At 75.8% G+C, this 23,727-nt stretch carries 20 protein-coding genes and 1 pseudogene; 16 read left to right on the top strand and 5 right to left on the bottom strand.

The window, feature by feature from the left end; genetic code table 11:
• Nucleotides 1-119: 119 nt before the first annotated feature.
• Nucleotides 120-806, bottom strand: a complete 687-nt coding sequence (locus tag ABD644_RS21265) for a DUF4383 domain-containing protein (RefSeq protein WP_344691086.1) — start codon at nt 804-806, stop codon at nt 120-122.
• A gap of 101 nt (nt 807-907) precedes the next feature.
• Between ABD644_RS21265 and ABD644_RS21260 the strand changes: the two genes are divergently transcribed.
• Both ABD644_RS21260 and ABD644_RS21255 read left to right on the top strand, forming a co-directional pair.
• Nucleotides 908-1,237 carry a tetratricopeptide repeat protein gene (locus tag ABD644_RS21260; RefSeq protein ID WP_344691084.1) on the top strand — a complete coding sequence of 110 codons (330 nt, stop codon included), beginning with the start codon at nt 908-910 and terminating at the stop codon, nt 1,235-1,237.
• Between the two features lie 57 nt (nt 1,238-1,294).
• Nucleotides 1,295-2,074 carry a Fic family protein gene (locus ABD644_RS21255; RefSeq protein WP_344691082.1) on the top strand — a complete coding sequence of 260 codons (780 nt, stop codon included), beginning with the start codon at nt 1,295-1,297 and terminating at the stop codon, nt 2,072-2,074.
• Nucleotides 2,075-2,130: 56 nt separating this feature from the next.
• Here ABD644_RS21255 and ABD644_RS21250 read toward each other — a convergent pair whose 3' ends face one another.
• Together ABD644_RS21250 and ABD644_RS21245 are read right to left on the bottom strand one after the other, a co-directional pair.
• Entirely contained in the window at nt 2,131-2,400 is a 270-nt protein-coding gene (locus tag ABD644_RS21250) for a hypothetical protein (protein WP_344691080.1), read from the bottom strand.
• 51 nt (nt 2,401-2,451) lie between these two features.
• The gene (locus tag ABD644_RS21245) at nt 2,452-3,297 is read right to left on the bottom strand and encodes an HAD family hydrolase (RefSeq protein WP_344691078.1); all 846 of its coding nucleotides are present in this window, start codon (nt 3,295-3,297) and stop codon (nt 2,452-2,454) included.
• 127 nt (nt 3,298-3,424) lie between these two features.
• On the opposite strand from ABD644_RS21245, the gene ssd reads away from it, so the two are divergent.
• The 7 genes and pseudogenes from ssd to ABD644_RS22770 form a co-directional block, all read left to right on the top strand.
• Nucleotides 3,425-4,510 carry a septum site-determining protein Ssd gene (gene ssd, locus ABD644_RS21240; RefSeq protein WP_344691076.1) on the top strand — a complete coding sequence of 362 codons (1,086 nt, stop codon included), beginning with the start codon at nt 3,425-3,427 and terminating at the stop codon, nt 4,508-4,510.
• The gene (locus ABD644_RS21235; protein WP_344691073.1) at nt 4,507-5,649 is read left to right on the top strand and encodes a TadA family conjugal transfer-associated ATPase; all 1,143 of its coding nucleotides are present in this window, start codon (nt 4,507-4,509) and stop codon (nt 5,647-5,649) included. The genes ssd and ABD644_RS21235 overlap by 4 nt, the downstream gene beginning before the upstream one ends.
• Nucleotides 5,646-6,449 (top strand): type II secretion system F family protein, encoded by an 804-nt coding sequence (locus ABD644_RS21230; RefSeq protein ID WP_344691071.1) that lies wholly within the window; start codon nt 5,646-5,648, stop codon nt 6,447-6,449. The genes ABD644_RS21235 and ABD644_RS21230 overlap by 4 nt, the downstream gene beginning before the upstream one ends.
• A complete protein-coding gene (locus ABD644_RS21225; RefSeq protein WP_344691069.1) occupies nt 6,446-7,177 on the top strand; it encodes a type II secretion system F family protein in 732 nt (243 codons plus the stop codon). The genes ABD644_RS21230 and ABD644_RS21225 overlap by 4 nt, the downstream gene beginning before the upstream one ends.
• Before the next feature lie 123 nt (nt 7,178-7,300).
• Entirely contained in the window at nt 7,301-7,561 is a 261-nt protein-coding gene (locus ABD644_RS21220) for a DUF4244 domain-containing protein (protein ID WP_344691067.1), read from the top strand.
• A 28-nt stretch (nt 7,562-7,589) separates the two neighbouring features.
• The gene (locus ABD644_RS21215; RefSeq protein WP_344691065.1) at nt 7,590-7,931 is read left to right on the top strand and encodes a TadE family type IV pilus minor pilin; all 342 of its coding nucleotides are present in this window, start codon (nt 7,590-7,592) and stop codon (nt 7,929-7,931) included.
• Nucleotides 7,928-8,266: pseudogene (locus ABD644_RS22770) on the top strand (Rv3654c family TadE-like protein); the annotation flags it as partial. The gene ABD644_RS21215 and the pseudogene ABD644_RS22770, both read left to right, overlap by 4 nt.
• A 27-nt stretch (nt 8,267-8,293) precedes the next feature.
• Here the strand turns inward: ABD644_RS22770 and ABD644_RS21210 are convergent.
• A complete protein-coding gene (locus ABD644_RS21210) occupies nt 8,294-10,846 on the bottom strand; it encodes a DEAD/DEAH box helicase (RefSeq protein WP_344691063.1) in 2,553 nt (850 codons plus the stop codon).
• Nucleotides 10,847-11,067: 221 nt separating this feature from the next.
• Between ABD644_RS21210 and ABD644_RS21205 the strand changes: the two genes are divergently transcribed.
• From ABD644_RS21205 to ABD644_RS21185, 5 genes are all read left to right on the top strand, one after another.
• Nucleotides 11,068-13,329, top strand: a complete 2,262-nt coding sequence (locus ABD644_RS21205) for a sodium-translocating pyrophosphatase (protein WP_344691061.1) — start codon at nt 11,068-11,070, stop codon at nt 13,327-13,329.
• A gap of 170 nt (nt 13,330-13,499) precedes the next feature.
• A complete protein-coding gene (locus tag ABD644_RS21200) occupies nt 13,500-13,823 on the top strand; it encodes a hypothetical protein (RefSeq protein WP_344691059.1) in 324 nt (107 codons plus the stop codon).
• Complete coding sequence (locus tag ABD644_RS21195) at nt 13,820-15,289, top strand: alpha/beta hydrolase (protein ID WP_344691057.1); 1,470 nt, start codon at nt 13,820-13,822, stop codon at nt 15,287-15,289. Before ABD644_RS21200 ends, ABD644_RS21195 begins: the two co-directional genes overlap by 4 nt.
• A 272-nt stretch (nt 15,290-15,561) precedes the next feature.
• Entirely contained in the window at nt 15,562-18,402 is a 2,841-nt protein-coding gene (gene topA / locus ABD644_RS21190) for a type I DNA topoisomerase (protein ID WP_344691055.1), read from the top strand.
• Between the two features lie 10 nt (nt 18,403-18,412).
• Nucleotides 18,413-19,183, top strand: a complete 771-nt coding sequence (locus tag ABD644_RS21185; RefSeq protein WP_344691053.1) for a class I SAM-dependent methyltransferase — start codon at nt 18,413-18,415, stop codon at nt 19,181-19,183.
• A 3-nt stretch (nt 19,184-19,186) separates the two neighbouring features.
• Here the strand turns inward: ABD644_RS21185 and ABD644_RS21180 are convergent, their stop codons facing one another.
• Nucleotides 19,187-20,011 (bottom strand): trans-aconitate 2-methyltransferase, encoded by an 825-nt coding sequence (locus ABD644_RS21180; protein WP_344691051.1) that lies wholly within the window; start codon nt 20,009-20,011, stop codon nt 19,187-19,189.
• 358 nt (nt 20,012-20,369) lie between these two features.
• Here ABD644_RS21180 and tmk point away from each other — a divergent pair, with 358 nt between their 5' ends.
• On the top strand, nt 20,370-22,502 hold the full coding sequence (tmk, locus tag ABD644_RS21175; RefSeq protein WP_344691049.1) for a dTMP kinase: 2,133 nt from the start codon (nt 20,370-20,372) through the stop codon (nt 22,500-22,502).
• Entirely contained in the window at nt 22,499-23,692 is a 1,194-nt protein-coding gene (locus ABD644_RS21170; protein ID WP_344691047.1) for a DNA polymerase III subunit delta', read from the top strand. The genes tmk and ABD644_RS21170 overlap by 4 nt, the downstream gene beginning before the upstream one ends.
• Nucleotides 23,693-23,727 lie beyond the last annotated feature (35 nt).

The raw sequence follows: 23,727 nt of genomic DNA, 5'->3' as shown, positions 1-23,727 counted from the left end.
ACCGGTGGGCGCACGATCTGACCCTAGGAATCCAACCCGTTCCAGGCGGCGAGAGTGCTGACCCACCGGCCGCTACCGGCGCCGAACCTGCCAGAGACCGGCGGGCCCGGTAAGCCCCATTAGGCGGTCCGGTCGAGATCCATCCAGACCTGCCGGCGCTCGACCCGGGTGCGTACCTGCGCCATCGCGGCCACGCGCCGCTGCTGCTCCGGGGTGGCGGTGTGGTTGACCACCGCGATCTCGGCATCGCGCATGGCCCGCTCCGCGGCGAACTCGGCCGGGGTGCTCGGCGCGTCCAGAGGCTCGACGGGAGCCGGCTCCGCGGGCCGGGCGTAGGGGCTGTCCGGCGGCAGGTGGCCGCTGAACCGGCCGTACGCACCGAGCAGCAGCAGGAGGAAGCCGGCAGCCACCGAGAAGGCGACGTTGCTCATCTCGAAGGCCAGGACGTTGAAGCTCGTGCGGAGGATCGCCAGGTTGACCAGGGCCGAGACGAGGAACAGCGCGCCGACGACGGTCATCACGGTCGAGGCGATCCGGGGTCCGCGCAGGGCGGCGGTGATCAGCACGAGGGCGGTGACCACCGAGACCGTGGACAGCAGGCCGTTGGACGACATGCCGAGGACCGGGCTGCCGCTGGTCGAGAAGAAGGCCAGTCCGCCGGCGAAGCCCAGCAGGCCGAACGCCAGGATGGTGAGGGCGACGGCGATCGCCCCCACGCGGTGGACGGCGGGCACCCGGGAACCCGGCCCCCGGGCGGGCCCCGAAGGGGTGGCGGTCGATCGCTGCGAGACGGGGCGCAGATGCATCGGGTGCTCCTCGGACGGACCGGTGATGCCCGCTCTTCCGCGGCCGGCCGTCCCACGGATGCGCGGGGAAGCCGCGCCGTCCCTCCGGTGTTCATCGGGACATGACGCAGCACGTCGAGCTGGACCTGCACTCGGAGTTCCTCCGCGCCGACCTCTTCCTGGCGATGGGGCAGCCCATCGAGGCCGCCCGCATCCTCGAGCGGGTCGTGGCGGGCGAGCCGGCGAACGAGGCGGCGCTCGAGCTGCTGGCGCGGGCCTACTTCGGCTCGGCGCAGCTCAACCGCGCCGAGACGGCGCTCACCCGGCTGGTCGAGCTCGCGCCGGCCAACGGCTGGGCGCGGCGCGCCCTCGCCAGGACGCTCGAACGGCAGAGCCGCGCAGCCGAGGCCGTGACGCACCACCGGATCGCCGACGCACTCGGCGCTGCCTGAGCCCGCCGGGTCAGGGTGGTGGCGGGGTCGTCGCCACCGCCTCGTACCGTCGGCGGCGTGACCATCCCCGTGCGCGCCGGCGCCACCCGCCCCGCAGCGGGGCCCGACCCGCTGGCCCCCCTCCTCGACCTTCCCGGGGTGGGGGAGGCGGCGGCCGCCGCCCGTACGGGCATCGACCGGCTGCTGGGCCACCGGGTGCTGCGCCGCGAGTCCGCGGGCGTGAGCACCGAGAGCGCCCTGCGGGGAGCGCGGGCCTCGGCCGCGCTGGCCGGCGTCGACGTGCCGCTCGCCGCCCTGCGCGCGGGCTCCGTCGACGACCCGACCGTGCAGGGCGCGCTCCGGGTGTCGGCAGCCCTGGGCTCGATGGTCGAGACGTGGCCCCGCGCGCCCGGTCAGGTGCTGGCCCGGTTGCACGTCCTGGCCGCCGCCGACCTGGTCGATCGCACAGCCCTCGGCCGGCCCGCCGCGCACGCGGGGCCACGGCTGGCCGGGCTCTTCTCCCTGGTCACCGGCCCTTCCACCGTTCCCGCCGTGCTCGTCGCGGCCCTCGTGCACGGTGAGCTGGCGTCGATCGCGCCCTTCGGCGCGGCCGACGGTGTCGTCGCCCGCGCGGCCGCGCGGCTCACCGGGATCACCCGCGGGCTCGACCCGAAGGCCGTCTCCGTCCCGGAGGTCGGGTTCACCGAGCTGGGCCGGGAGGCCTACGAGCGGGCGCTCGCGGGCTACGCCTCCGGAGACCCCGACGGCGTCGCGGCCTGGCTGGTGCATTGCTGCCGGGCGACCGAGCACGGCGCCCTCGAGGGGCTGGCCATCTGCGAGAGCCTGCTGCGCGGCTGAGCTGAGCGGCTGAACTGCTCGGCTGAGCTGCGCGGCGGGATTCCGGTGGCAGAAGGTCAGCGCGGCCGCAGGGCGAGGCCGACCAGCGCGACCAGCACGATCGCGCAGGCGGTGCCCGCCGCGGCCGCCAGCCAGGCGCCGGTGATCAGTCCGATCGCCGCCCCGGCGAGCACCGTCAGCCAGGGGCCGGACAGCGAGACGAACAGGCCGATCCGGGCAGCGCGGGAGCGGCGGCGCACAGGCGCGGTGCGCGCGGTCTGACCGAGGAGCACCGCGGCGACGCAGACGGCCAGCACCGCCAGCCAGGCGACCACGGCGGTGAACACGTCGGCAGGATGGAGCACCCGGCCGTGCCGGGGGAGGAGCCTCGCCGAGGCTCAGGCTCCGCGGCGCCGCCGCCGGCCCGGGACCGGCGCGGGGGTGCCGGCGGCCAGGCCGGCGCGCAGCGCCCGGTGCCGCGCGTACCAGGCGAGGCCGACCACGGCCGCCCCCACGCCCATCGCGGCACCGGTGACCACCGGCGTCGGCGGCGCCGAGAACCGTGCCCGCATGCTGACCGGGCGTTCGAACTGGCGGACCGGCCAGCCCCGCTGCAGCGCGGCCTTGCGCAGCGCGCGGTCGGGATTGACCGCCGTCGGGTGGCCCACCGCCGAGAGCATCGGCAGGTCGGTGATCGAGTCGCTGTAGGCGTAGCAGTCGGCGAGGTCGTACCCGCCCTCCTCCGCCAGCCGGCGCATGGCGGCCGCCTTGTTCTCGGCGTAGGCGTAGAACTCGATCTCGCCGGTGTAGCGCCCCTCCGCCGTCACCATCCGGGTCGCGACCACCCGGTCGGCGCCGAGCATCTCGCCGATCGGCTCCACCATCTCCGCGCCGCTGCTGGACACGATGACGATCTCCCGGCCGGCGGCCCGGTGCTCCTCGATCAGGTCCGCGGCCTCGGCGTAGACGAGGGGGTCGACGATCTCGTGCAGGGTCTCGCGGACGATGTCGTTCACCGTCGCGGCATCCCAGCCGGTGCACATCGCGGTGATCTGGGCCCGCAGGCGCTCCATCTGCTGCGCGTCGGCGCCGGCGAGGGAGAAGACGAACTGCGCGTAGGCGGTCTTGAGCACGACCCGCCGGTTGATCAGCCCACCGTTGAAGAACGGGCGGCCGAAGGCCAGGGCGCTGGACTTGGCGATGACCGTCTTGTCCAGGTCGAAGAACGCCGCTGCGCGGGTCACAAGGCACGACTGTAAGTGGACCCCACCGGCGCGGCTGGCCCCGCTCGCCGTCCACACCCGATCGAGTCATCCACAGTTTCCTGTCGATTCTCGCCTTGAGTCCGCCGGTCGACCGACGCTCCCCTCCGTGACCGCTGCCGCGTCCCGCCCCCTGCCCCGCTCCTTCGCCGGCCGCCCGCTCGTCGTCACCGCCGACGACGAGCTCCTCGACGAGCTGCTCCGGCTGCTCGCCGCCGCCGGCGCCGAGCCCGAAGTGGCCACGGGCGGTCCGGCCCTGCGCCGCGCCCACCGTTCGGCGCCGCTCGTGCTCGTCGGGGCCGACGCGCTGGCGGCGAGGGCGCTGCGCGCTCTTCCCCGGCGCCCCGGGCTGGTGGTCGTCTCGGCGGGCGAGCTGCCCGCCGCCGAGTGGGCAGGGGCCGTCGAGGTGGGCGCCGAACGTGTCGCGGTGCTGCCGGCCGACGAGGCGTGGTTGCTCTCGCGTGCGGTCACGGCGGTCCGCTCGCCGGTGGAACGGGGCTGGCTGGTCGCGGTGGCGGGCTGCTGCGGCGGAGCGGGCGCCAGCACGGTGGCGGCGGCCCTGGCCCTGGCCGCGGCGCCGGGTGCGCTGCTCGTCGACGCCGACCCGTGGGGCGGCGGCCTGGACCTGCTGCTGGGCGCCGAGCACGCCGACGGCGTGCGCTGGTCGGAGCTGACCGGCCTGCGCGGTCGGGTGGCCGGTGACGCCTTGCTGGCCGCGCTGCCGGAGACCTCCGGCGTGCACGTCCTCGCGGCGTCGAGGGCCGAGCCCGCGCCGATCCCCGACGAGGCGCTCGTGGCCGTCGTCGACGCCTCCCGTGCCGCGGGCTGCCCCGTCGTGGTCGACCTGCCGCGCCCGGGTGGGCCGGGCGACCCGGCCGCCTCGGCCGTCCTCGCCGACGCCGACCTGGCCCTGCTCGTCGTCCCGGCGCGGTTGCGCGCCGCGACCGCGGCGCGGCTGCTGGTGGAGGCGCCCGGTTCCCCGTGGTCGGCCGCCCAGCTCGTGGTGCGGCCGGTGCCGGGAGGTCTCTCGCGGGGCGACGTCGCCGAGGTGGTCGGCCGGCCGGTGCTGGCCGAGGTCCCGTTCGACCGCAGCGCCGTCGCGCGCGGGGAGCGGGGGCAGCCACCTGCCGTGTCGGCGCGAGCACCGCTGGGCGGGCTGGCGCGCCGGGTGCTCGCCGGGCTGCCGGTCCGGTGACCGCCGCCGGTCTGGTCGACCGGGTCCGCGCGCGGCTGGCGCTGCATCCGGGCCTGCCCTCGGCGGCCGGCGTCGCCGCGCTGGTCCGGGAGGAGGCCGGCGGCCTGCTGGGCGACGACGACGTGCTGCGTGCCGTCCGCGTCGCCGTCGACGAACTGGCCGGCGCCGGGCCGCTCGAACCCCTGCTGCGCCTGCCCGGTGTCACCGACGTGCTGGTCAACGGACCGAGCGAGGTCTGGGTCGACACCGGCGAGGGGCTCCGGCGCACCGACGTCCGCTTCCCCGACGACGACGCGGTGCGCCGGCTGGCGGTCCGGCTGGCCTCCGCGGCCGGACGGCGGCTCGACGACGCAGCGCCCTGGGTGGACGTCGGACTGCCCGACGGCACCCGCCTGCACGCGGTGCTCCCCCCGGTGTCGGGGTCGGGCACCTGCCTGTCGTTGCGGGTCCTCCGCCGGTGCACGCGCAGCCTCGACGACCTGGCCGCCCTCGGCGCGGTGCCGGGGGCCAGCGGCGGCCTGCTGCGCGCGTTGGTCCACCGCCGGCTCGCGTTCCTCGTCACCGGCGGCACGGGCTCGGGCAAGACGACGATGCTGTCGGCCCTGCTGGGGGAGTGCGACCCGGCCGATCGGCTGGTCGTCTGCGAGGACGCCGCCGAGCTGACGCCGTCCCATCCGCACGTCGTCCGGCTGCTGACCCGGCCGCCCAACGTCGAGGGCACGGGCACGGTGGGGCTGCGCGACCTGGTCCGGCAGGCGCTGCGGATGCGCCCCGACCGGCTGGTCGTGGGCGAGGTGCGCGGCGCCGAGGTGACCGATCTGCTCGCCGCGCTGAACACCGGCCACGACGGCGGCTGCGGAACGCTGCACGCCAACCGGCCGGCGGAGGTGCCGGCCCGGCTGGAGGCGCTCGGGGTCGCCGCCGGCCTGGACCGGCAGGCGGTGCACAGCCAGGCCGCGGCGGCCCTCGCCGTCGTCGTCCACCTGCGCCGCACCCCCACGGGGCGGCGGGTGGACGAGCTCGGGGTGGTCCGCCGGGCCGGGGACCTGGTGGTCGTCGAGCCGGGCTGGCGTGCCGACGACGGCCCCTGCCCCGCGCGGCACCGGCTGCACGAGCTGCTGGCCGAGGGGGAGCCGTGACCGCGGCCGGGGTTTCGGCGGCTGCCGCGGCCCTGGCCCTCCTGCTGTGGCCGGGGCGGATGTCCGACCCTCGACTGCGGTGGCGCCGGCTGCCCCGCGCGGAGCCCGCTCCCGGTCCCGTGGCGCCCGCCGAGCCCGGGGTGCCGGTGCCGCTGCTCGCCGGAGGCGTGGCCACCGTCGTCGCGGCCGTGCTGAGCACGCCCCTCGTCGCGGTGCTGGCCGGCGTGCTCGCCGCGCTCGGAGCGCGGGCCTGGCAGGCGGGCCGCCGCTCCGCCGCCGAGGAGGCCGGGCTGGTGGCGCTGACCGCAGGACTCGGCGCTCTGGTCGCCGATCTCCGGAGCGGGCGCCCGGTCGGGTCGGCGGCACGGACCGCGGCGACCGCCTGCGGCGACGACGAGTGCGGACGGGCCCTCGTGCAGGCCGTCCGCTCTCCGGAGACCCCGCCCGCCGGGCGAGGGGCACTGACCGAGCCGCTCGCCCGCGTGGCGGCGGCGGTCCGGCTCAGCGCACGCACGGGCTGCTCGCTCGCCGACGTGCTGGCCGCTGTCGAGGACGATCTGCGTGCCCGCTCGCGGTCCGCCGTGGAACTCCGCTCGGCCACCGCCGGCCCGCGGGCGGGAGCGATGCTGCTGGCCGGTCTGCCGCTGCTCGGCCTGGCGATGGGCAGCGGCGTGGGCGCCGACCCGTGGCGGGTGCTCACGACGACCGGAACCGGGCAGCTGCTGCTCGTCGCGGGCGTGTGCCTCGAGGTGGCCGGGGTCGCGTGGTCGGGCCGGCTCGTCCGCCGGGCCCTCCGATGAGCACGGGCTGGGCACCCGCACTGGCCGTGGTGGCGGCCGCTCTGCTGGCCTGGCCACCGGCCACCACGCGATCCGCGCTGCGGGCGCGGGCGGTGGTGCCGCGTCCCGAGCCGCCCCCGCGCGATCCCCGCGCAGGGGAGTCGCGCCGCCGAGGGGCGCTCGCCGCGGCAACCGGCACGGCCGTCGCGTTCCTGGTCGGTGGCTGGCCGGGGGTGGTGCTCGGCGCGCTGGCCGCGGTCGGTGCGGCCCGCGTCCTGCCGGCCGGCGGCGAGGGGAGTGCCCGTGACCGGCGCCGGTCGTCGGCGCGCGACCTCCCGGTCGCCTGCGACCTGCTCGCGGTCTGCCTCGCCGCCGGGGTTCCCGTCGCCGGTGCGCTCGCCGCCGTCGGCGGGGCGGTGCCGGCGCCGGTGGGGCCGGAGTTGACGACGGTGGCCGGCCTCTACCGCCTCGGCGCCGAACCGCGGCGGGCATGGGCGGACGTTCCCGACACGCTCGCCGGGCTGGGCCGGGTCCTGATCCGCGCCGGGGAGTCGGGCTCCTCGGTGGTGGTGGGCCTGCGCGCGCTCGCCGCCGACAGCCGGGTGGCCGCGCGGGCCGACACCGAGGCCGGCGTCCGCCGCGCGGGGGTCTGGATCCTGGCGCCGCTCGGACTGTGCTTCCTGCCGGCGTTCGTCTGCCTCGGCGTCGTCCCGCTGGTGCTCGGCGTCGCGGCGGGCGTCTTCGGCTGACGGCGGCTGTCCACAGCTCACTCGGCCCTCCACAGATCCTCGTCCCGCCTGGGCCGGCGTCGCCGTCGGCGCGAGGGTCGTGATGCGGCCCGGGCTCCCGGGCCCCCGACAGGAGGAGGTCCGATGACCGGGAAGTCCGAGGAAGCGGCAGAGGACGCGGCGGGTGCCGGCGAGCCACGAACGCGGCGGAGCGGCGGTGCGCTCGCCCGGCGGTGGGCGCTGGTCCGGGCGACGGCGGAGGCCGGCATGAGCACCGCCGAGTACGCGGTCGGCACCGTGGCGGCCTGCGCCTTCGCCGCCGTGCTCTACCGGGTGGTGAGCGGGGAGTCGATCGTCACCGGGCTCACCGACCTGGTCGAGTCCGCGCTCGCCACCCTCTCCTGACGCCGTGCGCCCCCGGGGGGAGGACGGCATGGTGACCGCGGAGACGGCGGTGGTCCTGCCGGTGCTGCTGCTGGTGCTGGCCGGCGCCGTGGCGGCCGTGACCGTGGTCGGTGCGCAACTCCGCTGCGTGGACGCCGCCCGGGAGGGGGCGCGGGCAGCCGCGCGCGGTGATGACGCCGCCGCCGTCGCGCGGATCGTGCAGCAGGCGGCGCCGGACGGCGCGGACGTCAGGTCCGTCCGCACCGGGGAGGACGTCCGGGTGGCCGTGACCGTACAGGTCGCCCCGCTCGGGCCGGTGCCGCTGCAGGTCGAGGTCTCCGCCGAGGCGGTCGCGCGTCTCGAGCCCGGCGTCGCCGACGGCCCCGGATGAGCGGGCGGCCGTCGGGGGAACGTGGGTCGGCCACGGTGTGGGTGCTGGCCCTGAGCGCGGTGCTGGGCGTCATCGGCGTCGCGACGGTGCTCGTGGGTGCGGCGATGGTCGCCCGGGCCGCCGAGGCGGCCGCCGCCGACCTCGCAGTCCTCGCGGCGGCCGGCCGGGCCGTCGTCGGCGACCCGGCGGCGTGCGACTCGGCGGCCGAGGTGGCAGCGGCGAACTCGGCGACGGTCACGGCCTGCCGGGCCGGCGCCGACGCCGTCGTCGAGATCTCGGTCAGCGTCCCCGTGGACCTCGGGCCGCTCGGTGTCCGCACGGCGACCGCCCGCGCCCGCGCCGGGCCCGTTCCCCCGGGAGGGTCAGCGGAGGTCGGTGCCGTGCCTGCCCGCGGAGGAGTGCCGGGCGGCGGCCCGGCGGGTCGCGACCGGGTCGGCGGCCGGGCCGCCGCTGGGCTCGTCGGTGGACGCGTCGTCCTCGTCGTCGCCCCAGGTCGAGGGCCCCTCGGCGGCGGCGAGTTCGTCGAGGACCACGTCGAGCACCCGTACGGCCCCGGCCTTGTCGAGGGGGTCGTTGCCGTTGCCGCACTTGGGCGACTGCACGCACGACGGGCAGCCGTTCTCGCACTCGCAGCTCGCCACGGTGGCCCGGGTGGCCTGCAGCCACCGCCGCAGCACGGCGAAGCCGCGTTCGCTGAAACCGGCCCCGCCCGGGTGCCCGTCGTAGACGAAGATCGAGGCCGCCCCGGTGTCGGGGTGCAGGGCTGTCGAGAGCCCGCCCAGATCCCAGCGGTCGCAGGTCGCCAGCAGCGGGAGGATGCCGATGGCGGCGTGCTCGGCAGCGTGCAGCGAACCGGGCAGCTGCACCTCGTCGACCTCGGCGCGCTCCACCGCCCGGTCGTCGACGGTGACCCAGACCGCGCGGGTCCGCAGCTGCCGCGGAGGCAGGTCCAGCGGGAACTCGGCGAGCACCTCGCCGGTCCCCAGCCGCCGCCGCTGGTAGGCGACGACCTGGTTGGTCACGTCGACCACACCGGTGTGCGCGGTGACGGTCCCCAGGGTGCGCGTCCGGTCGGTGGACACGATGCCGAGGTCGGTCACGTCACGGGCGACCGTCGTCCACTCCGGGCTCTCGGCGTGCACGACCGCACAGGCGTCGTCGATGTCGAACTCGTCGACGACGAACGTGTCACCGCGGTGCACGTAGAGCGCCCCGTCGTGGACGGTCGAGTGCGCGGCGTCGGCGTCGACGGTGCCGAGCAGCCGGCCGGTGCCGGCCTCGATGATCGCCACCGGCTCGCCGCCGCTGCCGCGGATGTCGACGTCGGGGCGGCCCCGCCCGGCCCAGTACCAGCCGGCCGGCCGGCGCCGGAGCTGACCGGCGGCCACCAGCTCGTCGAGCTGCGCCGCGGCGACCGGGCCGCCGAAGTCGTCGAGGTCCTCCGGCCGGAGCGGCAGTTCGGCGGCGGCGCAGCACAGCTGCGGCCCGAGCACGTACGGGTTGGCCGGGTCGGTGACGGTCGCCTCCACCGGCCGGCCGAACACCGCGCGCGGATGGTGGGCGAGGTAGTGGTCCAGCGGGTCGTCGCGGGCCACGAAGACGACCAGCGACTCCTTCTGCGCCCGTCCGGCCCGGCCGGCCTGCTGCCACAGCGACGCGAGCGTCCCCGGGTACCCGGCGAGGACCACGGCGTCGAGCCCGGCGATGTCGATGCCCAGCTCGAGGGCGTTCGTGGTCGCCACGCCCAGCAGGTCCCCCGACGAGAGGGCCCGCTCCAGCTCGCGTCGTTCCTCGGGCAGGTAGCCACCCCGGTAGGAGTCGACGCGGCGCACGAGGTCGTCCCGGCCGCGGTCGTGCAGCAGCCGGCGGGTCTGGTCGGCCACCGACTCCGCGCTGCGCCGCGACCGGACGAACGCCAGCGTCCGGGCGCCACGCTGCACCAGGTCGGCCAGCAGCGTCGCGGCGTCCGCGGCCGCCGAGCGGCGCAGCGGGGCGCCGTGCTCGCCGGTCCGCTCGGTCAGCGGGGGCTCCCACAGCGCGAACGTGGCACCCGGGCGGGGGGAGCCGTCGTCGGTCACGGACTCGACCGGTGCGCCCACCAGCCGGGTGGCGGCCGCGGCCGGGTCGGCGACGGTCGCCGACGCCAGCACGAAGACGGGCTCGGCGCCGTACCGGCGGCAGATCCGGCGCAGCCTCCGCAGCACGTGGCCCACGTGCGAGCCGAACACCCCCCGGTAGGCGTGGCACTCGTCGATCACGACGTAGGCGACGCGGCGCAGCGTGCTCGACCACTTCTGGTGCGCGGGCAGGATGCCGCGGTGGAGCATGTCGGGGTTGGTGACGATCCAGCGCGAGTGCCGGCGCACCCAGTCCCGCTCCTCGCCGGGGGTGTCGCCGTCGTAGGCCGCCGGGCGCACCGACGGGTCGGCGAGCGCGGCGACCGCGGCGAGCTGGTCGCGGGCCAGGGCCTTGGTCGGGGCCAGGTAGAGGACGCAGGCGCGGGGATCGGCGGCCAGGCGGGTCAGCGCCGGCAGCTGGTAGGCCAGTGACTTGCCCGACGCCGTCCCAGTGGCGACCACGACGTGCCGACCGTCCCACGCCAGCTGGGCGGCGTCGACCTGGTGCTGCCACGGCGCGGTGACATCGCGCTCGGCGAGCCGGCGCACCAGGTCGGGGTCGGCCCACTGCGGCCAGGGCCTGGTCCGGCTCTCGCGCACCGGCACGTGGTGGACGTGGGTGACCGGCTGTTCGTCCTCGTCGGTGCCGGCGAGGACGGCGGCCAGGAGCTCGGCGCCGGGAGGGGCGCCTGCGGCGTCCCCGGCACGGTCACCGGCGGGGGCTCCGGTGAGCTCTCCCCCGGGGAAGGGGCCCGCCCCGGCGGTAGCGGCCGGGCGGACCGGGTGGAGCGACGTCACCACCCCACTGTCACACCCGCGAGCCCTTCCGCACAGGTGTACGAGGGACCGTTCTTCGCACACCCGGTGGAACACAGCGTCCCGAGAGCTGCACAGCTTGTGATCTCACTTACACTGCGCGCGTTCCGGTCCGCGTGGTTCCTGCACGGGCGGGGACGGAACCTCCGCCGACCCGGGGAGCACCGACGCATCCCGGCGGCCGTCGACGCTTGGAGGAATACATGCCCGACAGTTCGCTGTCCGGCGGGGACGTGACGCTGGTCGTCGTCGTCCTCGCCATCGCGCTGGCCGCCCTCGGGTTCGCCGCCTACCTGGTCAAGGCCGTCCTGGCCGCCGATCAGGGGACGACGAAGATGCGCGAGATCGCGCAGGCGGTGCAGGAGGGCGCGGCGGCCTATCTGAGACGGCAGTTCCGCACCCTCGGCGTCTTCGCCGTCATCGTGTTCATCCTGCTGCTCCTGCTGCCGGTGCACGACGGCGGCTGGGGCACGCGGCTCGGCCGGGCGATCTTCTTCCTCGTCGGCGCCGCGTTCTCGGCCGCGGTCGGGTTCATCGGCATGACGCTGGCCACCCGCGGCAACGTCCGCGTCGCGCAGGCGGCTCGCGCCGGCGGCTACCGCCCGGCCTTCCGCATCGCGTACCGCACCGGCGGCGTCGTCGGCATGATCACCGTCGGCCTCGGGCTCTTCGGGGCGGCCCTCGTGCTGCTGCTGTTCGACGAGACCGCGCCGATCGTCCTCGAGGGCTTCGGCTTCGGTGGCGCGCTGCTGGCCATGTTCATGCGCGTCGGCGGTGGCATCTTCACCAAGGCCGCTGACGTCGGCGCCGACCTGGTCGGCAAGGTCGAGGCGGGCATCCCCGAGGACGACCCGCGCAACGCCGCGACGATCGCCGACAACGTGGGCGACAACGTCGGCGACTGCGCCGGCATGGCCGCCGACCTCTTCGAGTCCTACGCCGTCACCCTCGTGGCCGCGCTGATCCTCGGCCAGGTCTTCTTCGGCGCCGTCGGCATGGTCTTCCCCCTGCTGATCGCCGCGATCGGCGTCATCGCCTCGCTCGTCGGCATCCTCGCCAGCAACCCCGGCAAGAACGACTCCAGCGGCCTGGCGCCCATCAACCGGGGCTTCTTCACCTCGGCGGCGGTCTCCCTGGTCCTCGTGGCCGCCGCGGCCTTCACCTACCTGCCCAGCGTGGGCGAGGTCGACAACCTGTCGGTCAGCCCGCAGGTGCTCGGCTTCGTGTCGGTCCTCGTGGGTGTCGTCCTGGCCGCGGCCATCCAGCAGCTGACCGGCTACTTCACCGAGACCAGCCGCAAGCCGGTCAAGGACGTCGGCCGCAGCTCGCTGACCGGCCCGGCGACGGTGATCCTCTCCGGCATGTCGCTGGGCCTCGAGTCGGCCGTCTACGCGGCTCTGCTCATCGGCGGCGCGGTCTACGGGGCCTTCCTCATCGGTGGCGGCGCGGCGCTCTACGCCGTCGCTCTCGCCGGCTGCGGTCTGCTCACCACCGCCGGCGTCATCGTCTCGATGGACACCTTCGGCCCGGTCAGCGACAACGCCCAGGGCATCGCCGAGATGTCCGGCGACCTCGACGACGAGGCCGCCCGGGTGCTCACCGACCTCGACGCCGTCGGCAACACGACGAAGGCCATCACCAAGGGCATCGCGATCGCCACGGCGGTGCTCGCGGCCACCGCGCTCTTCGGCTCCTACAACGCGCAGATCGGCGTGGCGCTCGAGGATGCCGGCGACACGCTCGGGGACGCCTTCAGCCTGGTGAACCCGAACAACATCGTCGGCGCGCTGATCGGCGCCGCGGTCGTGTTCTTCTTCTCGGGGCTGGCGATCAGCGCCGTCTCGCGGGCCGCCGGCCGGGTGGTCTTCGAGGTGCGGGAGCAGTTCCGCACCAAGCCCGGGATCATGGACTACACCGAGCGGCCGGACTACAGCAAGGTCGTCGACATCTGCACCAAGGACTCGCTGCGCGAGCTGGCCACCCCGGGTCTGCTCGCCGTCCTGGCGCCGGTCGCGGTCGGGTTCGGGCTCGGCTTCGGGCCGCTGGCCGCCTACCTGGTGGGCGCGATCGCCGCCGGCACGCTCATGGCCGTCTTCCTCGCCAACTCCGGTGGCGCCTGGGACAACGCGAAGAAGATGGTCGAGGACGGCGCCTACGGCGGCAAGGGCAGCGAGGCGCACGCGGCGACCGTCATCGGTGACACCGTCGGTGACCCGTTCAAGGACACCGCCGGGCCCGCGATCAACCCGCTGATCAAGGTGATGAACCTGGTCGCGCTGCTGATCGCGCCGGCAGTCGTCGGGCTCACCGTCGGGGACGACTCGAACACGACCATCCGGGTGGCCATCGCGCTCGCGGCCGTCGTGATCATCGTCGTTTCCGTGCTCGTCTCCAAGCGCCGCTCCGTCGTGGTCGGCGGCACGGCCACCGACTCGTCCGGGGCGCTCACCGCCAGCGCTCCCTGAGTTCGTCGGCACACCGGGGATCCTCCGGCCGGGCAACCCGGTCGGAGGGTCCCCGGTCGCATGTGTGGACGGGGCCCGCCGTTGTGGACGACGGCCGGCAGGACGTCAGCTCGCCGACCTAGCGTCCGCGCCCTCGGTCCGCTCCGGACCGGGACGACGCGGGAGCGCTCATGTCCTCGACCATCACCGCCCGGCTCGATCTGCTGGACGCGCTGGCACGCGAGCTGGCCGGCCTGGCCGACGAGCTGGCCGACGACGCCGACCGTTGCGCCCGGGCGGCCGGTGCCCTGTCGGCCGGGCTGGGCCGCGACGAGGGGCTCACCGCCGGCGCTGCGGCCCGGGCCTGGGCGACCCTCGCCCGCGCCCTGTCCGACGGCACCCGCTCGGTGGCCGCTGCCCTGGCTGCCGCGGTCGCCGCCTACCGCCTCGCGGAACAGGACCGCGCGGAGCAGCTCCGGCCCGGCGGTCGCGGGTTCAGGGCGGTGCCCGCGTGACGTCCCCGGCATCGCTCGATCGCCTGCGGGTCGTCGCCGCCTGGGACCCCGTGCTCGTCCGCGGTGCCCGGGGCGTCCTGGCCGCCGTCGCCGAGCGGCTGCCCGCCTGGCGTGCCCGCCTGGACGTGCTGGGCCGGGAGCTGGTCGCGGGCGACAGCTGGGCCGGGCCGGCCGCCGAGGCCCTCGCCGGCACCGTCGAGGAGCTGTCCGGGCTGGCCGCTGCCGTCCAGGGGGCGTTCGACCGGTCGCAGGACGGGTGGGACGCGCTCGCCGCCGCCACCGAGGCCGCCCAGGGGCTCGCCGCCCGGGCGCTCGCCGTCGCCTGGCCGACGACGGAGGCGGCGGCACTCGCACCGCCCGGCCTGTTCCCCGAGCCGGTGGCCGAGCAGGCCCTCGCCCGGGCCGCCGCGGCCGGGGCCGCCGCGCGAGCAGCCGGCGAGGCGCTGACCGGCCTGACAGCGCTGTCCCCCCGCTCGGCCCCCCGGCTCCCCGAGCTCCTCGCCCGGGCCGAGGTGCTCCTCTTCCCGCCCGTCGTCCCCGTCGGGCGTCCCGCCGGTGACGTCGCGGAGTGGTGGGCGGGGCTGCCCGCTGCCGCACAGCGGTCGCTCGTCGAGACGGCGCCCGGGCAGCTCGGCTCGCTCGACGGCGTCCCCGCCTGGGCCCGCGACCGGGCGAACCGCCTGCTGCTGGACCGGGCCCTCGACGACCCGGGTCTGCCCGAGGACGCCGGGCGCACCGGCCGGGTCGTGGCGGCGCGGATCGCGGCGGAGGAGGCGGCCGGGCGCACCGTCCAGCTGCACCTGCTCGATCTGGACGGCGACCGCGTGGTGCTGGCCCTCGGCGACCTCGACTCCGCCGACGCCGTCGCCGTCCTGGTCCCCGGCGCGGGCACCACCCCCGCCGACGACCTCGACGCCCGGGTCGGCGACGCGCGCGACCTCGCCACCGCCTCGGCCGCCGCCGCACCCGCGGCGGCGGTCGCCGTCGTCGTCTGGCTCGGATACCGGACGCCCTCGACGCTGCCCGCGGTCATCACGCGGGGTGCCGCAGAGCGGGGCGGGGCCGCTCTGGCGGCGGCGCTCGACGGGCTGGCCGCCGCGCGCACGGCCACCGGTTCCCCGGGGCCGCGCACCACCGTGGTCGCCCACAGCTACGGCACCGTGGTCGTCGACGAGGCCGCCGACCGCCCGGGCCGGCTGGCCGCGGACGCCGTCGTGCTCCTGGGCAGTCCGGGCATGGAGGAGGACGCCGACGCGCTGGAGGCCACCGAGGTCTTCGACGCCGGTTCCGCCGGCGACCCGGTCTCCTGGTCGGGCTGGTTCGGGCTGCCCCCCGGTTTCCCGCCGTACGGGTCCACCGGGCTGCCGGCCGCCTCGTGGACCGGGCACTCGGGCTACTTCGACCCCGGCGGGCCGACGCTGCACGCACTGGGGGAGGTGGTGGCCGGTGTCCGCGAGCCCGGCTGACCCCTCCGTGGGACACCTCTTTCCTCCCGGGGAACACCCCCGCACCCTCGACGTTGGTTCCGGTGACGGCACGCCCACGACGGGTCGCGCTCGGTCGCTTTCCGTCGCCGTGGCTTACCGTGGCCCGCCAAAGGGGCGTTCCGCGGCGGCGCCACCGTCCCGGGGCACCCGGAGACGGCGGGGCGCACAGATCAGCCGCGCCGTCCGAGCGCACCGTCCGACCGCAAGGCCAGCCGCACCCGCAGTACCGCAGCACCACCGACAGGAGCACCGTGCCCACGAAGACCACGCAGCCCGAGAACACCGACGCGACCGCCGGCGGCAGCAAGCCGCCCGCCCGTCGGCGGTCCGGGGCGCCCGGGGGCAAGCCGCTGGTGATCGTGGAGTCCCCGACCAAGGCCAACAAGATCGCCGGGTACCTGGGCAGCGGCTACGTGGTGGAGGCCAGCGTCGGGCACATCCGCGACCTGCCGCGCAACGCCGCCGACGTGCCGGCCGAGCACAAGGGCGCCGCGTGGGCCCGCCTCGGCGTCGACGTCGACAACTCCTTCGAGCCGCTCTACGTCGTGAGCCCCGACCGCAAGCAGCAGGTGAACCGGCTCAAGCAGCTGGTGAAGGACGCCAGCGAGGTCTACCTCGCCACAGATGAGGACCGCGAGGGCGAGGCCATCGCCTGGCACCTGGTGGACACCCTCAAGCCCCGGGTGCCCGTGCGCCGGATGGTCTTCCACGAGATCACGCCCGAGGCGATCGCCCGCGCCGTCGCCAACCCGCGCGAGCTCGACACGGCCCTGGTCGACGCGCAGGAGACCCGCCGCATCCTCGACCGTCTCTACGGCTACGAGGTCAGCCCGGTGCTCTGGAAGAAGGTGCTGCCGAAGCTCTCGGCCGGCCGCGTCCAGTCCGTGGCCACGCGGATCGTCGTCGAGCGCGAGCGGGAGCGGATGGCCTTCCACGCCGCCGACTACTGGTCCCTGGAGGGCACCTTCGCCGTCCCGCGCCCCGCTGCCGCCACCGACGCCGGGGAGCCGACGACGGTCAAGGCCAAGCTGGTCAGCGTCGACGACAGCCGGGTGGCCACCGGCCGCGACTTCGACCCGGCCACCGGGCGGGTCAGCGGCGACGTCGTCCACCTCGACGAGGCCGGCGCCCGCGGCCTGGCCGCGCGTCTCGAGGGTCGCCAGGTCAGCGTCAGCCGGGTCGACGAGAAGCCCTACCGCCGCCGCCCGTACGCGCCGTTCACCACCTCCACGCTGCAGATGGAGGCCGGCCGCAAGATGGGCTGGTCGTCGGCGCAGACGATGCGGGTGGCGCAGCGGCTGTACGAGAACGGCCACATCACCTACATGCGTACCGACTCCACGAACCTGTCCGACGAGGCGATCAACGCCGCGCGGCAGCAGGCCCGGGAGCTCTACGGCGACGCCTACGTCCCGGCCGAGGCGCGCCGGTACAAGACCAAGAACAAGGGCGCGCAGGAGGCGCACGAGGCGATCCGGCCCGCCGGTGACAGCTTCCGGACCCCGGGCCAGCTGGCGTCCCAGCTCGCCCGCGACGAGTTCCGGCTCTACGAGCTGGTCTGGCAGCGGACGGTCGCCTCGCAGATGGCCGACGCGGTGGGGCAGACCGTGAGCATCCGGCTCGCCGGCCGCACCTCGATCGACGAGTCCGTCGAGTTCACCGCCAGCGGCCGGACGATCACCTTCCCGGGCTTCCTCAAGGCCTACGTCGAGTCCCGCGACGAGGGTGCCTCGACCGGCGACGACGACCAGGGCAGCGACGACGCCGAGCGCCGGCTGCCGCGCCTGGAGCGCGGCCAGCAGCTCGACACCCAGTCGCTCGAGGCCAAGGGCCACACCACGACCCCGCCGGCCCGCTACACCGAGCCGAGCCTGGTCGCCCGCCTCGAGGAGCTCCGCATCGGCCGCCCGTCGACCTATGCGTCGATCATGCAGACGATCCAGGACCGCGGGTACGTCTGGAAGAAGGGCAACGCCCTCGTCCCGTCCTTCATCGCCTTCGCCGTGGTGAACCTGCTCGAGCAGCACTTCGCCCAGCTGGTCGACTACGACTTCACGGCCTCGCTGGAGGAGGAGCTCGACGAGATCGCCGAGGGCAACCTGCAGCGCGTCGACTGGCTCACCGAGTTCTACTTCGGCGGCGAGGGGCGGCACAGCGGTGGCATCGCCGAATCCGGCGGGCTCAAGCAGATCGTCGGCCAGCGGCTCGAGGAGATCGACGCCCGGGGTGTGAACTCCATCCCGCTGCGCGGCACCGGCCCGAACGGCGAGCCTGTCGTCGCCCGCGTCGGCCGCTACGGCCCGTACCTGCAGGCCGGCGGCGACGACGGTGCGCGGGTGAGCATCCCCGAGGACCTCCCGCCCGACGAGCTGACCAGCGGGAAGATCGCCGAGCTGCTGGAGGCGCCGTCGGGTGACCGCGAGCTGGGCAGCGACCCGGAGTCCGGGCTGCCCGTCGTGGTCAAGGCCGGGCGGTACGGCCCGTACGTGACCATGGTCGTACCGGAGGACAGCAAGGAGTCGCCGCGGACGGCGAGCCTGTTCGCGTCCATGTCGCCGGAGACCGTGACGCTCGAGGACGCGCTCAAGCTGCTGACGCTGCCGCGCACCGTCGGGAACGCGCCCGACGGCGAGGAGATCCAGGCGCTCAACGGCCGCTACGGGCCCTACATCAAGAAGGGCACCGACTCCCGCTCGCTGTCCAGCGAGGACGAGCTGTTCAGCGTCACCCTCGAACAGGCGCTGGCGATCTTCGCCCAGCCCAAGCAGCGGGGACGCCGGGCCGCGGCCGCGCCGCTGAAGGAGCTCGGCGCGGACCCGGTGACCGAGGGCCAGGTCACGGTCCGCGAGGGCCGGTTCGGGCCCTACGTCACCGACGGCGAGACCAACGCGAGCCTGCGCAAGGGTGACGACGTCGAGTCGATCACCCTGGAGCGGGCGGCCGAGCTGCTGGCCGACCGCCGGGCCCGGGGGCCGGCGACGAAGAAGAAGACCGCGAAGAAGACGACTGCCAAGAAGACGACTGCGAAGAAGACGACCGCGAAGAAGACGGCTGCCACGAAGGCCGCCGCGCCGGTCACCTCCGGCACCTGACGCGACGGTCGTGGGTGCCGGGGGCCGGTCGGCGGCCTGGGAGGAGCGCGCTCGGTCGTTCGGTGCGGCCGCGGCGCAGTACGCCGTGCTGCGGCCGACCTACCCGGCCGACGCCGTCGCTGCCGCCGTCGAGGGGGGAGTGCCCGGCCCGCGCCGGGTGCTCGACCTCGGCGCCGGCACCGGCCTGCTCACCGGGGTCCTCGTGGCCGCCGGGCACGAGGTGGTGGCCGTCGACCCGGCACCAGAGATGCTCGCCCAGCTGGCCGACCGCTTCCCCGGTGTGACGACGGCGGTCGGCTCCGCCGAGACGATCCCGGTGCCGGACGCCGCCGTCGACGTGGTGGTCGCCGGCCAGGCCGCGCACTGGTTCGACCCGGTTCCGGCCGCGACCGAGATGCGGCGGGTCCTGCGGCCCGGCGGCACGGTCGCCCTGGTGTGGAACCAGCGCGACGTCCGCGAACCCTGGGTCGCCGTCCTCGACGACCTGCTCACCGCCGAGAACAGCGAACGCCCCGACGACCGGCAGGTGGTCGCGGCCTTCGCGGCCGCGCTCGACGCGGACGTGACGGTCGCCGAGTCGCGCATCGTGCAGCGGTCCACGCCCGAGGAGTTCGTGGCCAGCTTCGAGACCCGCAGCTTCGTGATCACGATGGCCGAACAGCAGCGCGCGGAGTTCCTCGGGCAGTTGCGCGCCCTGGTCGCCACGCACCCCGGCACCCGCGGCCGGGATGTGGTCGAGCTGCCCTACGTGACGTTCGCCTACCGGCTCACCCCGCGCTGAGACTCAGGCCGGGCGGGAACCGACCGCGAAGACCCGGCGGAACGGCAGCACGGTCGTGCCGTCCGGCCGCGGGGGATAGGCGGTGCGCAGCGCCGCGGCGTACTCCGCGGTGAACGCCTCGGCGTCGTCGTCGGCGAGCCGCGCCAGCACCGGGCGCAGCACCGTGCTGCGCACCCAGGTCAGCACGGGGTCCTCGCCGCGCAGGACGTGCAGGTACGTCGTCTCCCAGACGTCGGGCGCCAGTCCCGCGGCGGCCAGCACGTCGAGGTAGCCGGCCGGCTCCAGGACGGCGTCCGGCCGCGGTCCGCTGTCGGCGAGCTCGTCGGCCCAGCGGGGCGAGCGGCAGAGGTCGGCCAGCAGGGCGTGCGTCGGGGCGCGGAAGTTGCCCGGCACCTGCACGGCGAGCCACCCGCCGGGGGTGAGCCACCCCGCCCACCGGTCGAGCAGCGTCTCGTGGCCCGGCAGCCAGTGGAGCACCGCGTTGCTGACGACGACGTCGACCCGGCCGGGCGGCTGCCACTCCTGCACGTCGCCGGCGGCGAAGTCCAGGCGGCCGGGCACCGGCACCGCCTTCGCCAGCATCTCGGGGGAGGAGTCCACCCCGGTGACGTGCGCCCCGGGCCACCGGTCGGCGAGCGCACCGGTCATCGTCCCCTCGCCGCACCCCATGTCCACGACCTCGCGAGGCGACTCGGCACGGACCCGGCCGAGGAGGTCGACGAAGGGCCGCGACCGCTCACCGGAGAAGCGCGTGTAGACGGCGGGATCCCAGGCCGCGGTCGGAGCCCGCGGCGGCCTGCGGTCCAGCGATTCCCGGGCGTCCGTCACGGAGTCCGACCCTAGCCAGGCACCGTCCCCCGAGGCCGGACGGGACAGCACGGCTCGCTCGACCGGGGGGAAACCTCCCGGAATCGTCACAGGCGCCCGGTACCGTGAGGCCGCCGGGGCCGGCTCAGCCCCGGTTCCCCGAACCCCGGGAGCTCCGATTCCGCCCGACCCGACGCCCCCGGCGCCGCCGCCCGACGACGCGGGCGACGCGCAGCCGGTCGAGCGTGCCGCGCCGCCGGCAGACGGCCTGCCGTCGGCCGGTACGCCGGGGTCCGGCGACGCTCCTGCCCCCGGCAACGAGCCGGCCGGGCTGACCGCCGCCGCCGACGACGACGCCGAGGCACAGCCGGTCGACGGCATGGGCGGGGTGGGCCTGGTCGCCAAGCTGCGGGCGGTGCTGCGCGTCAAGGACTTCCGCAAGCTGTGGCTGTCCATGTCGCTGTCGAGCTTCGGCGACTGGCTGGGCCTGCTGGCGATCACGGCCACCGCGACCTCGCTGGTGGAGGGCTTCGCTGCCGCGAACTTCGCGCTCGGCGGCGTCCTGCTGTTCCGGCTGCTCCCGGCGATCGTCCTGGGCCCGCTGGCCGGTGCGTTCGCCGACCGGTTCGACCGGCGCAAGACCATGGTGATCACCGACATCATCCGGTTCGCGCTGTTCGCCTCGATCCCGCTGGTCGACAACCTGATCTGGCTGTTCGTCGCCCAGTTCCTCATCGAGGCGTTCAGCCTGTTCTGGATACCGGCCAAGGACGCCGCCGTCCCCAACATGCTCCGCAAGGACCAGCTGGAGCCGGCCAACCAGCTCTCCCTCGTCACCACGTACGGGCTCACCCCGGTGCTGGCCGCGATCGTGTTCGCGGTGCTGACCAGCATGGGCAGCGAGCTGATGCGGCTGATCCCGGGCGTCGACGAGGTCGACCTGGCGCTGTTCCTCAACGCGCTCACCTTCCTGGTCGCCGCGTTCGTCATCTGGAACCTGCCGTCGATCAGCGGCCGCCGGGCGGCCGGGGCGATCAAGGCGCAGGAGAGCTTCTTCGGCTCGCTCAAGAAGGGGTTCTCCTTCGCCGGCCACACACCGCTGGTGCGCGGCCTGGTCGTGGGCATCACGGGCGCCTTCGCCGCGGCGGGCGTGATCATCGCGACCGGCCAGGCCTACGCCAGCGCCCTCGGCGGTGGCGACGCGGCCTACGGACTGCTCTTCGGCGCGGTGTTCATCGGGCTCGGGCTGGGCATCGCGATCGGTCCGAGCGTGGCGCGCGACCTCGCGCGCGAGCGCATCTTCGGTGTCGCCATCGTCGGCGCCGGCGGAATGGTCCTGCTCATGTCGCTGACCTTCACGCTGTGGATCGCGCTCCTGCTGGTCGTCTTCATGGGCTTCTTCGCGGGCATCGCCTACCTGGCCGGGTTCACCCTGCTCGGCACCGAGGTCGAGGACGAGATCCGCGGTCGCACCTTCGCGATCGTGCAGTCCCTCGTCCGCGCGGCGCTGATCCTGTCGCTGGCGGTCGTGCCCTTCGGCGTGGGCCTGATCGGCCGGCACGAGCTCGACCTCGGCGTCGTCGCCGTCCCGGTCACCGGCGAGCGGGTCATGCTCCTGGTCGCCGGGCTCATGGCCCTCGGGGTCGGCGTGCTGGCCTACCGGCAGATGGACGACGGCCGGCCGGTACCGCTGCTGGCCGACGTCGTCACCGCGCTGCGCCGCGACACCACCGCCCGTCGCCGCCTGGCCGGAGGGGGCGTGCTCATCGCGTTCGAGGGCGGCGAGGGCGCCGGCAAGTCGACGCAGGTCCGGCGCCTGCAGGAGTGGCTGACCAGCGAGGGCCTGGTCTCCCGGGCGACCTTCGAGCCCGGGGCCACCCCGTCCGGCGCGGGCATCCGGTCGATCGTCCTCGACCGTGCGCACACCGGGATCGCCTCCCGGTCGGAGGCGCTGCTGTACGCCGCCGACCGCGCCCAGCACGTCCACGACGTGCTGCGCCCGGCGCTCGACGCCGGCGAGGTGGTCATCACCGACCGGTTCGTCGACAGCTCGCTGGCCTACCAGGGGGCCGGTCGCACGATCCCGCTCGACGACGTCCGGATGCTCTCCCGGTGGGCCACCGAGGGGCTCGAGCCCGACCTCACCGTGCTGCTCGACCTGCCCCCGGAGGAGGGCCTCTCCCGCGCCCGCGGCCGCGCGGTGGCCGACCGGCTGGAGTCCGAGTCGCTGGAGTTCCACCAGCGGGTGCGCCAGACGTTCCGCGCGCTGGCCGAGGCCGCTCCCGACCGCTACCTGGTGCTCGACGCCCGGCAGACGCCCGAGGAGATCGCTGCGGCGATCCGGGTGCGGGTGGCCGAGCTCCTCTCCGGGCTCCCGCTGCAGACCCTCCCGCAGCCGTCGGCGGCGGGCGCCCGGCCGGCGTCGCCCGACGGGCACGCGGGGCACGACGGCGCACACGGGCGACACCACCCGCACGCCCAGACCGGCGCGACGCCGCAGCTGCACCCGTGAGCGCCCCCGCCGCGGTGTCCGCGGGCGTCTGGTCCCGGGTGGTCGGCCAGTCGGTCGTGGTCGAGGAACTCCAGGCCGCCGTCACCGATCCCTCGGCGATGACGCACGCGTGGCTGTTCACCGGGCCGCCCGGCTCCGGGCGATCGGTGGCCGCCCGCGCGTTCGCCGCCGCGCTGCAGTGCCCCGACGGCGGCCGGCACGCCGACGTGACCGCCTGCCACTCGTGCCGGACGGTCCTCGCCGGTACCCACGCCGACGTGCACGTCGTCGTCCCCGACGGGTTGTCGATCGGCGCCGAGGAGGCCCGCGAGCTGGTGCGGGTCGCCGGCCGGGCGCCGTCCCAGGGGCGCTGGCAGGTGATCCTCGTCGAGGACGCCGACCGCATGACCGAGACCGCCTCCAACGCGGTGCTCAAGATGATCGAGGAACCTCCGCCGCGCACCGTCGTGATGCTGTGCGCGCCGAGCCTGCACCCCGACGACGTCCCGGTGACCATCCGCTCCCGCTGCCGGGTCGTCGGCCTGCGCACGCCACCGGTGGACGCGGTCGCCGAGGTGCTGGTGCAGCGCGACGGCGTCGACCCGGCGCTGGCCGCCTGGTCGGCCGCGGCCAGCGGCGGTCACGTGGGCCGGGCCCGGCGGCTCGCCCGCGACGAGGACGCGCGGCTGGCCCGCAAGGCGGTGCTCGACATCCCGCTGTCGCTGGTCTCGCTGGCCGCCTGCCTCGACGCCGCCGACGACCTCGTCGGCGCCGCCAAGGAGGAGGCCGACGTGGCCACCTCCGCCCTCGACGGGGCCGAGACCGAGGCGGTCAAGAACAGTCTCGGCGTGGGCGCCCGCGGGCCGGGTGTCGCGGCGGCCAGCCGGGGCGCCGGCGTGCTCAAGGAGCTGGAGCGCAAGCAGAAGTCGCGGGCGACGCGGCTGGGACGTGACTCGCTGGACCGGGCGCTGGTCGACCTCGCCGGTCTCTACCGCGACGCGCTGGTGCTGGCCGCCGCGCCGGGCGGGGAGGTCGCGCTCATGCATCCCGACCGCCGTGCCGACGCCGAGGAGCTGGCCCGGCGGATCGGTCCCGAAGGCGCGGTGCGGCGGATCGACGCGATCCTGCGGTGCCGCCAGGCGCTGGAGCAGAACGTGAAGCCGCAGATCGCCCTGGAGGCGCTCACGGTGGCGCTGCGACTGCCGAGCTGAAGCCCCGGCCCTGCGCTGGACGCTGCCGGCGGTGT

The organism is Blastococcus jejuensis (genome assembly GCF_039534705.1).
Lineage (GTDB): Bacteria > Actinomycetota > Actinomycetes > Mycobacteriales > Geodermatophilaceae > Blastococcus_B > Blastococcus_B jejuensis.
The sequence above is the reverse complement of the archived record's forward strand: the minus strand, read 5'-3'. Positions and strand labels throughout refer to the sequence as shown.

Coding starts and splice junctions, on each gene's coding strand:
- ABD644_RS21265 (WP_344691086.1), bottom strand. CDS start 806: ATGCATCTGCGCCCCGTCTCGCAGCGATCGACCGCCACCCCTTCGGGG.
- ABD644_RS21260 (WP_344691084.1), top strand. CDS start 908: ATGACGCAGCACGTCGAGCTGGACCTGCACTCGGAGTTCCTCCGCGCC.
- ABD644_RS21225 (WP_344691069.1), top strand. CDS start 6,446: ATGAGCACGGGCTGGGCACCCGCACTGGCCGTGGTGGCGGCCGCTCTG.
- ABD644_RS21220 (WP_344691067.1), top strand. CDS start 7,301: ATGACCGGGAAGTCCGAGGAAGCGGCAGAGGACGCGGCGGGTGCCGGC.
- ABD644_RS21215 (WP_344691065.1), top strand. CDS start 7,590: ATGGTGACCGCGGAGACGGCGGTGGTCCTGCCGGTGCTGCTGCTGGTG.
- ABD644_RS21205 (WP_344691061.1), top strand. CDS start 11,068: ATGCCCGACAGTTCGCTGTCCGGCGGGGACGTGACGCTGGTCGTCGTC.
- ABD644_RS21200 (WP_344691059.1), top strand. CDS start 13,500: ATGTCCTCGACCATCACCGCCCGGCTCGATCTGCTGGACGCGCTGGCA.
- tmk (WP_344691049.1), top strand. CDS start 20,370: ATGGGCGGGGTGGGCCTGGTCGCCAAGCTGCGGGCGGTGCTGCGCGTC.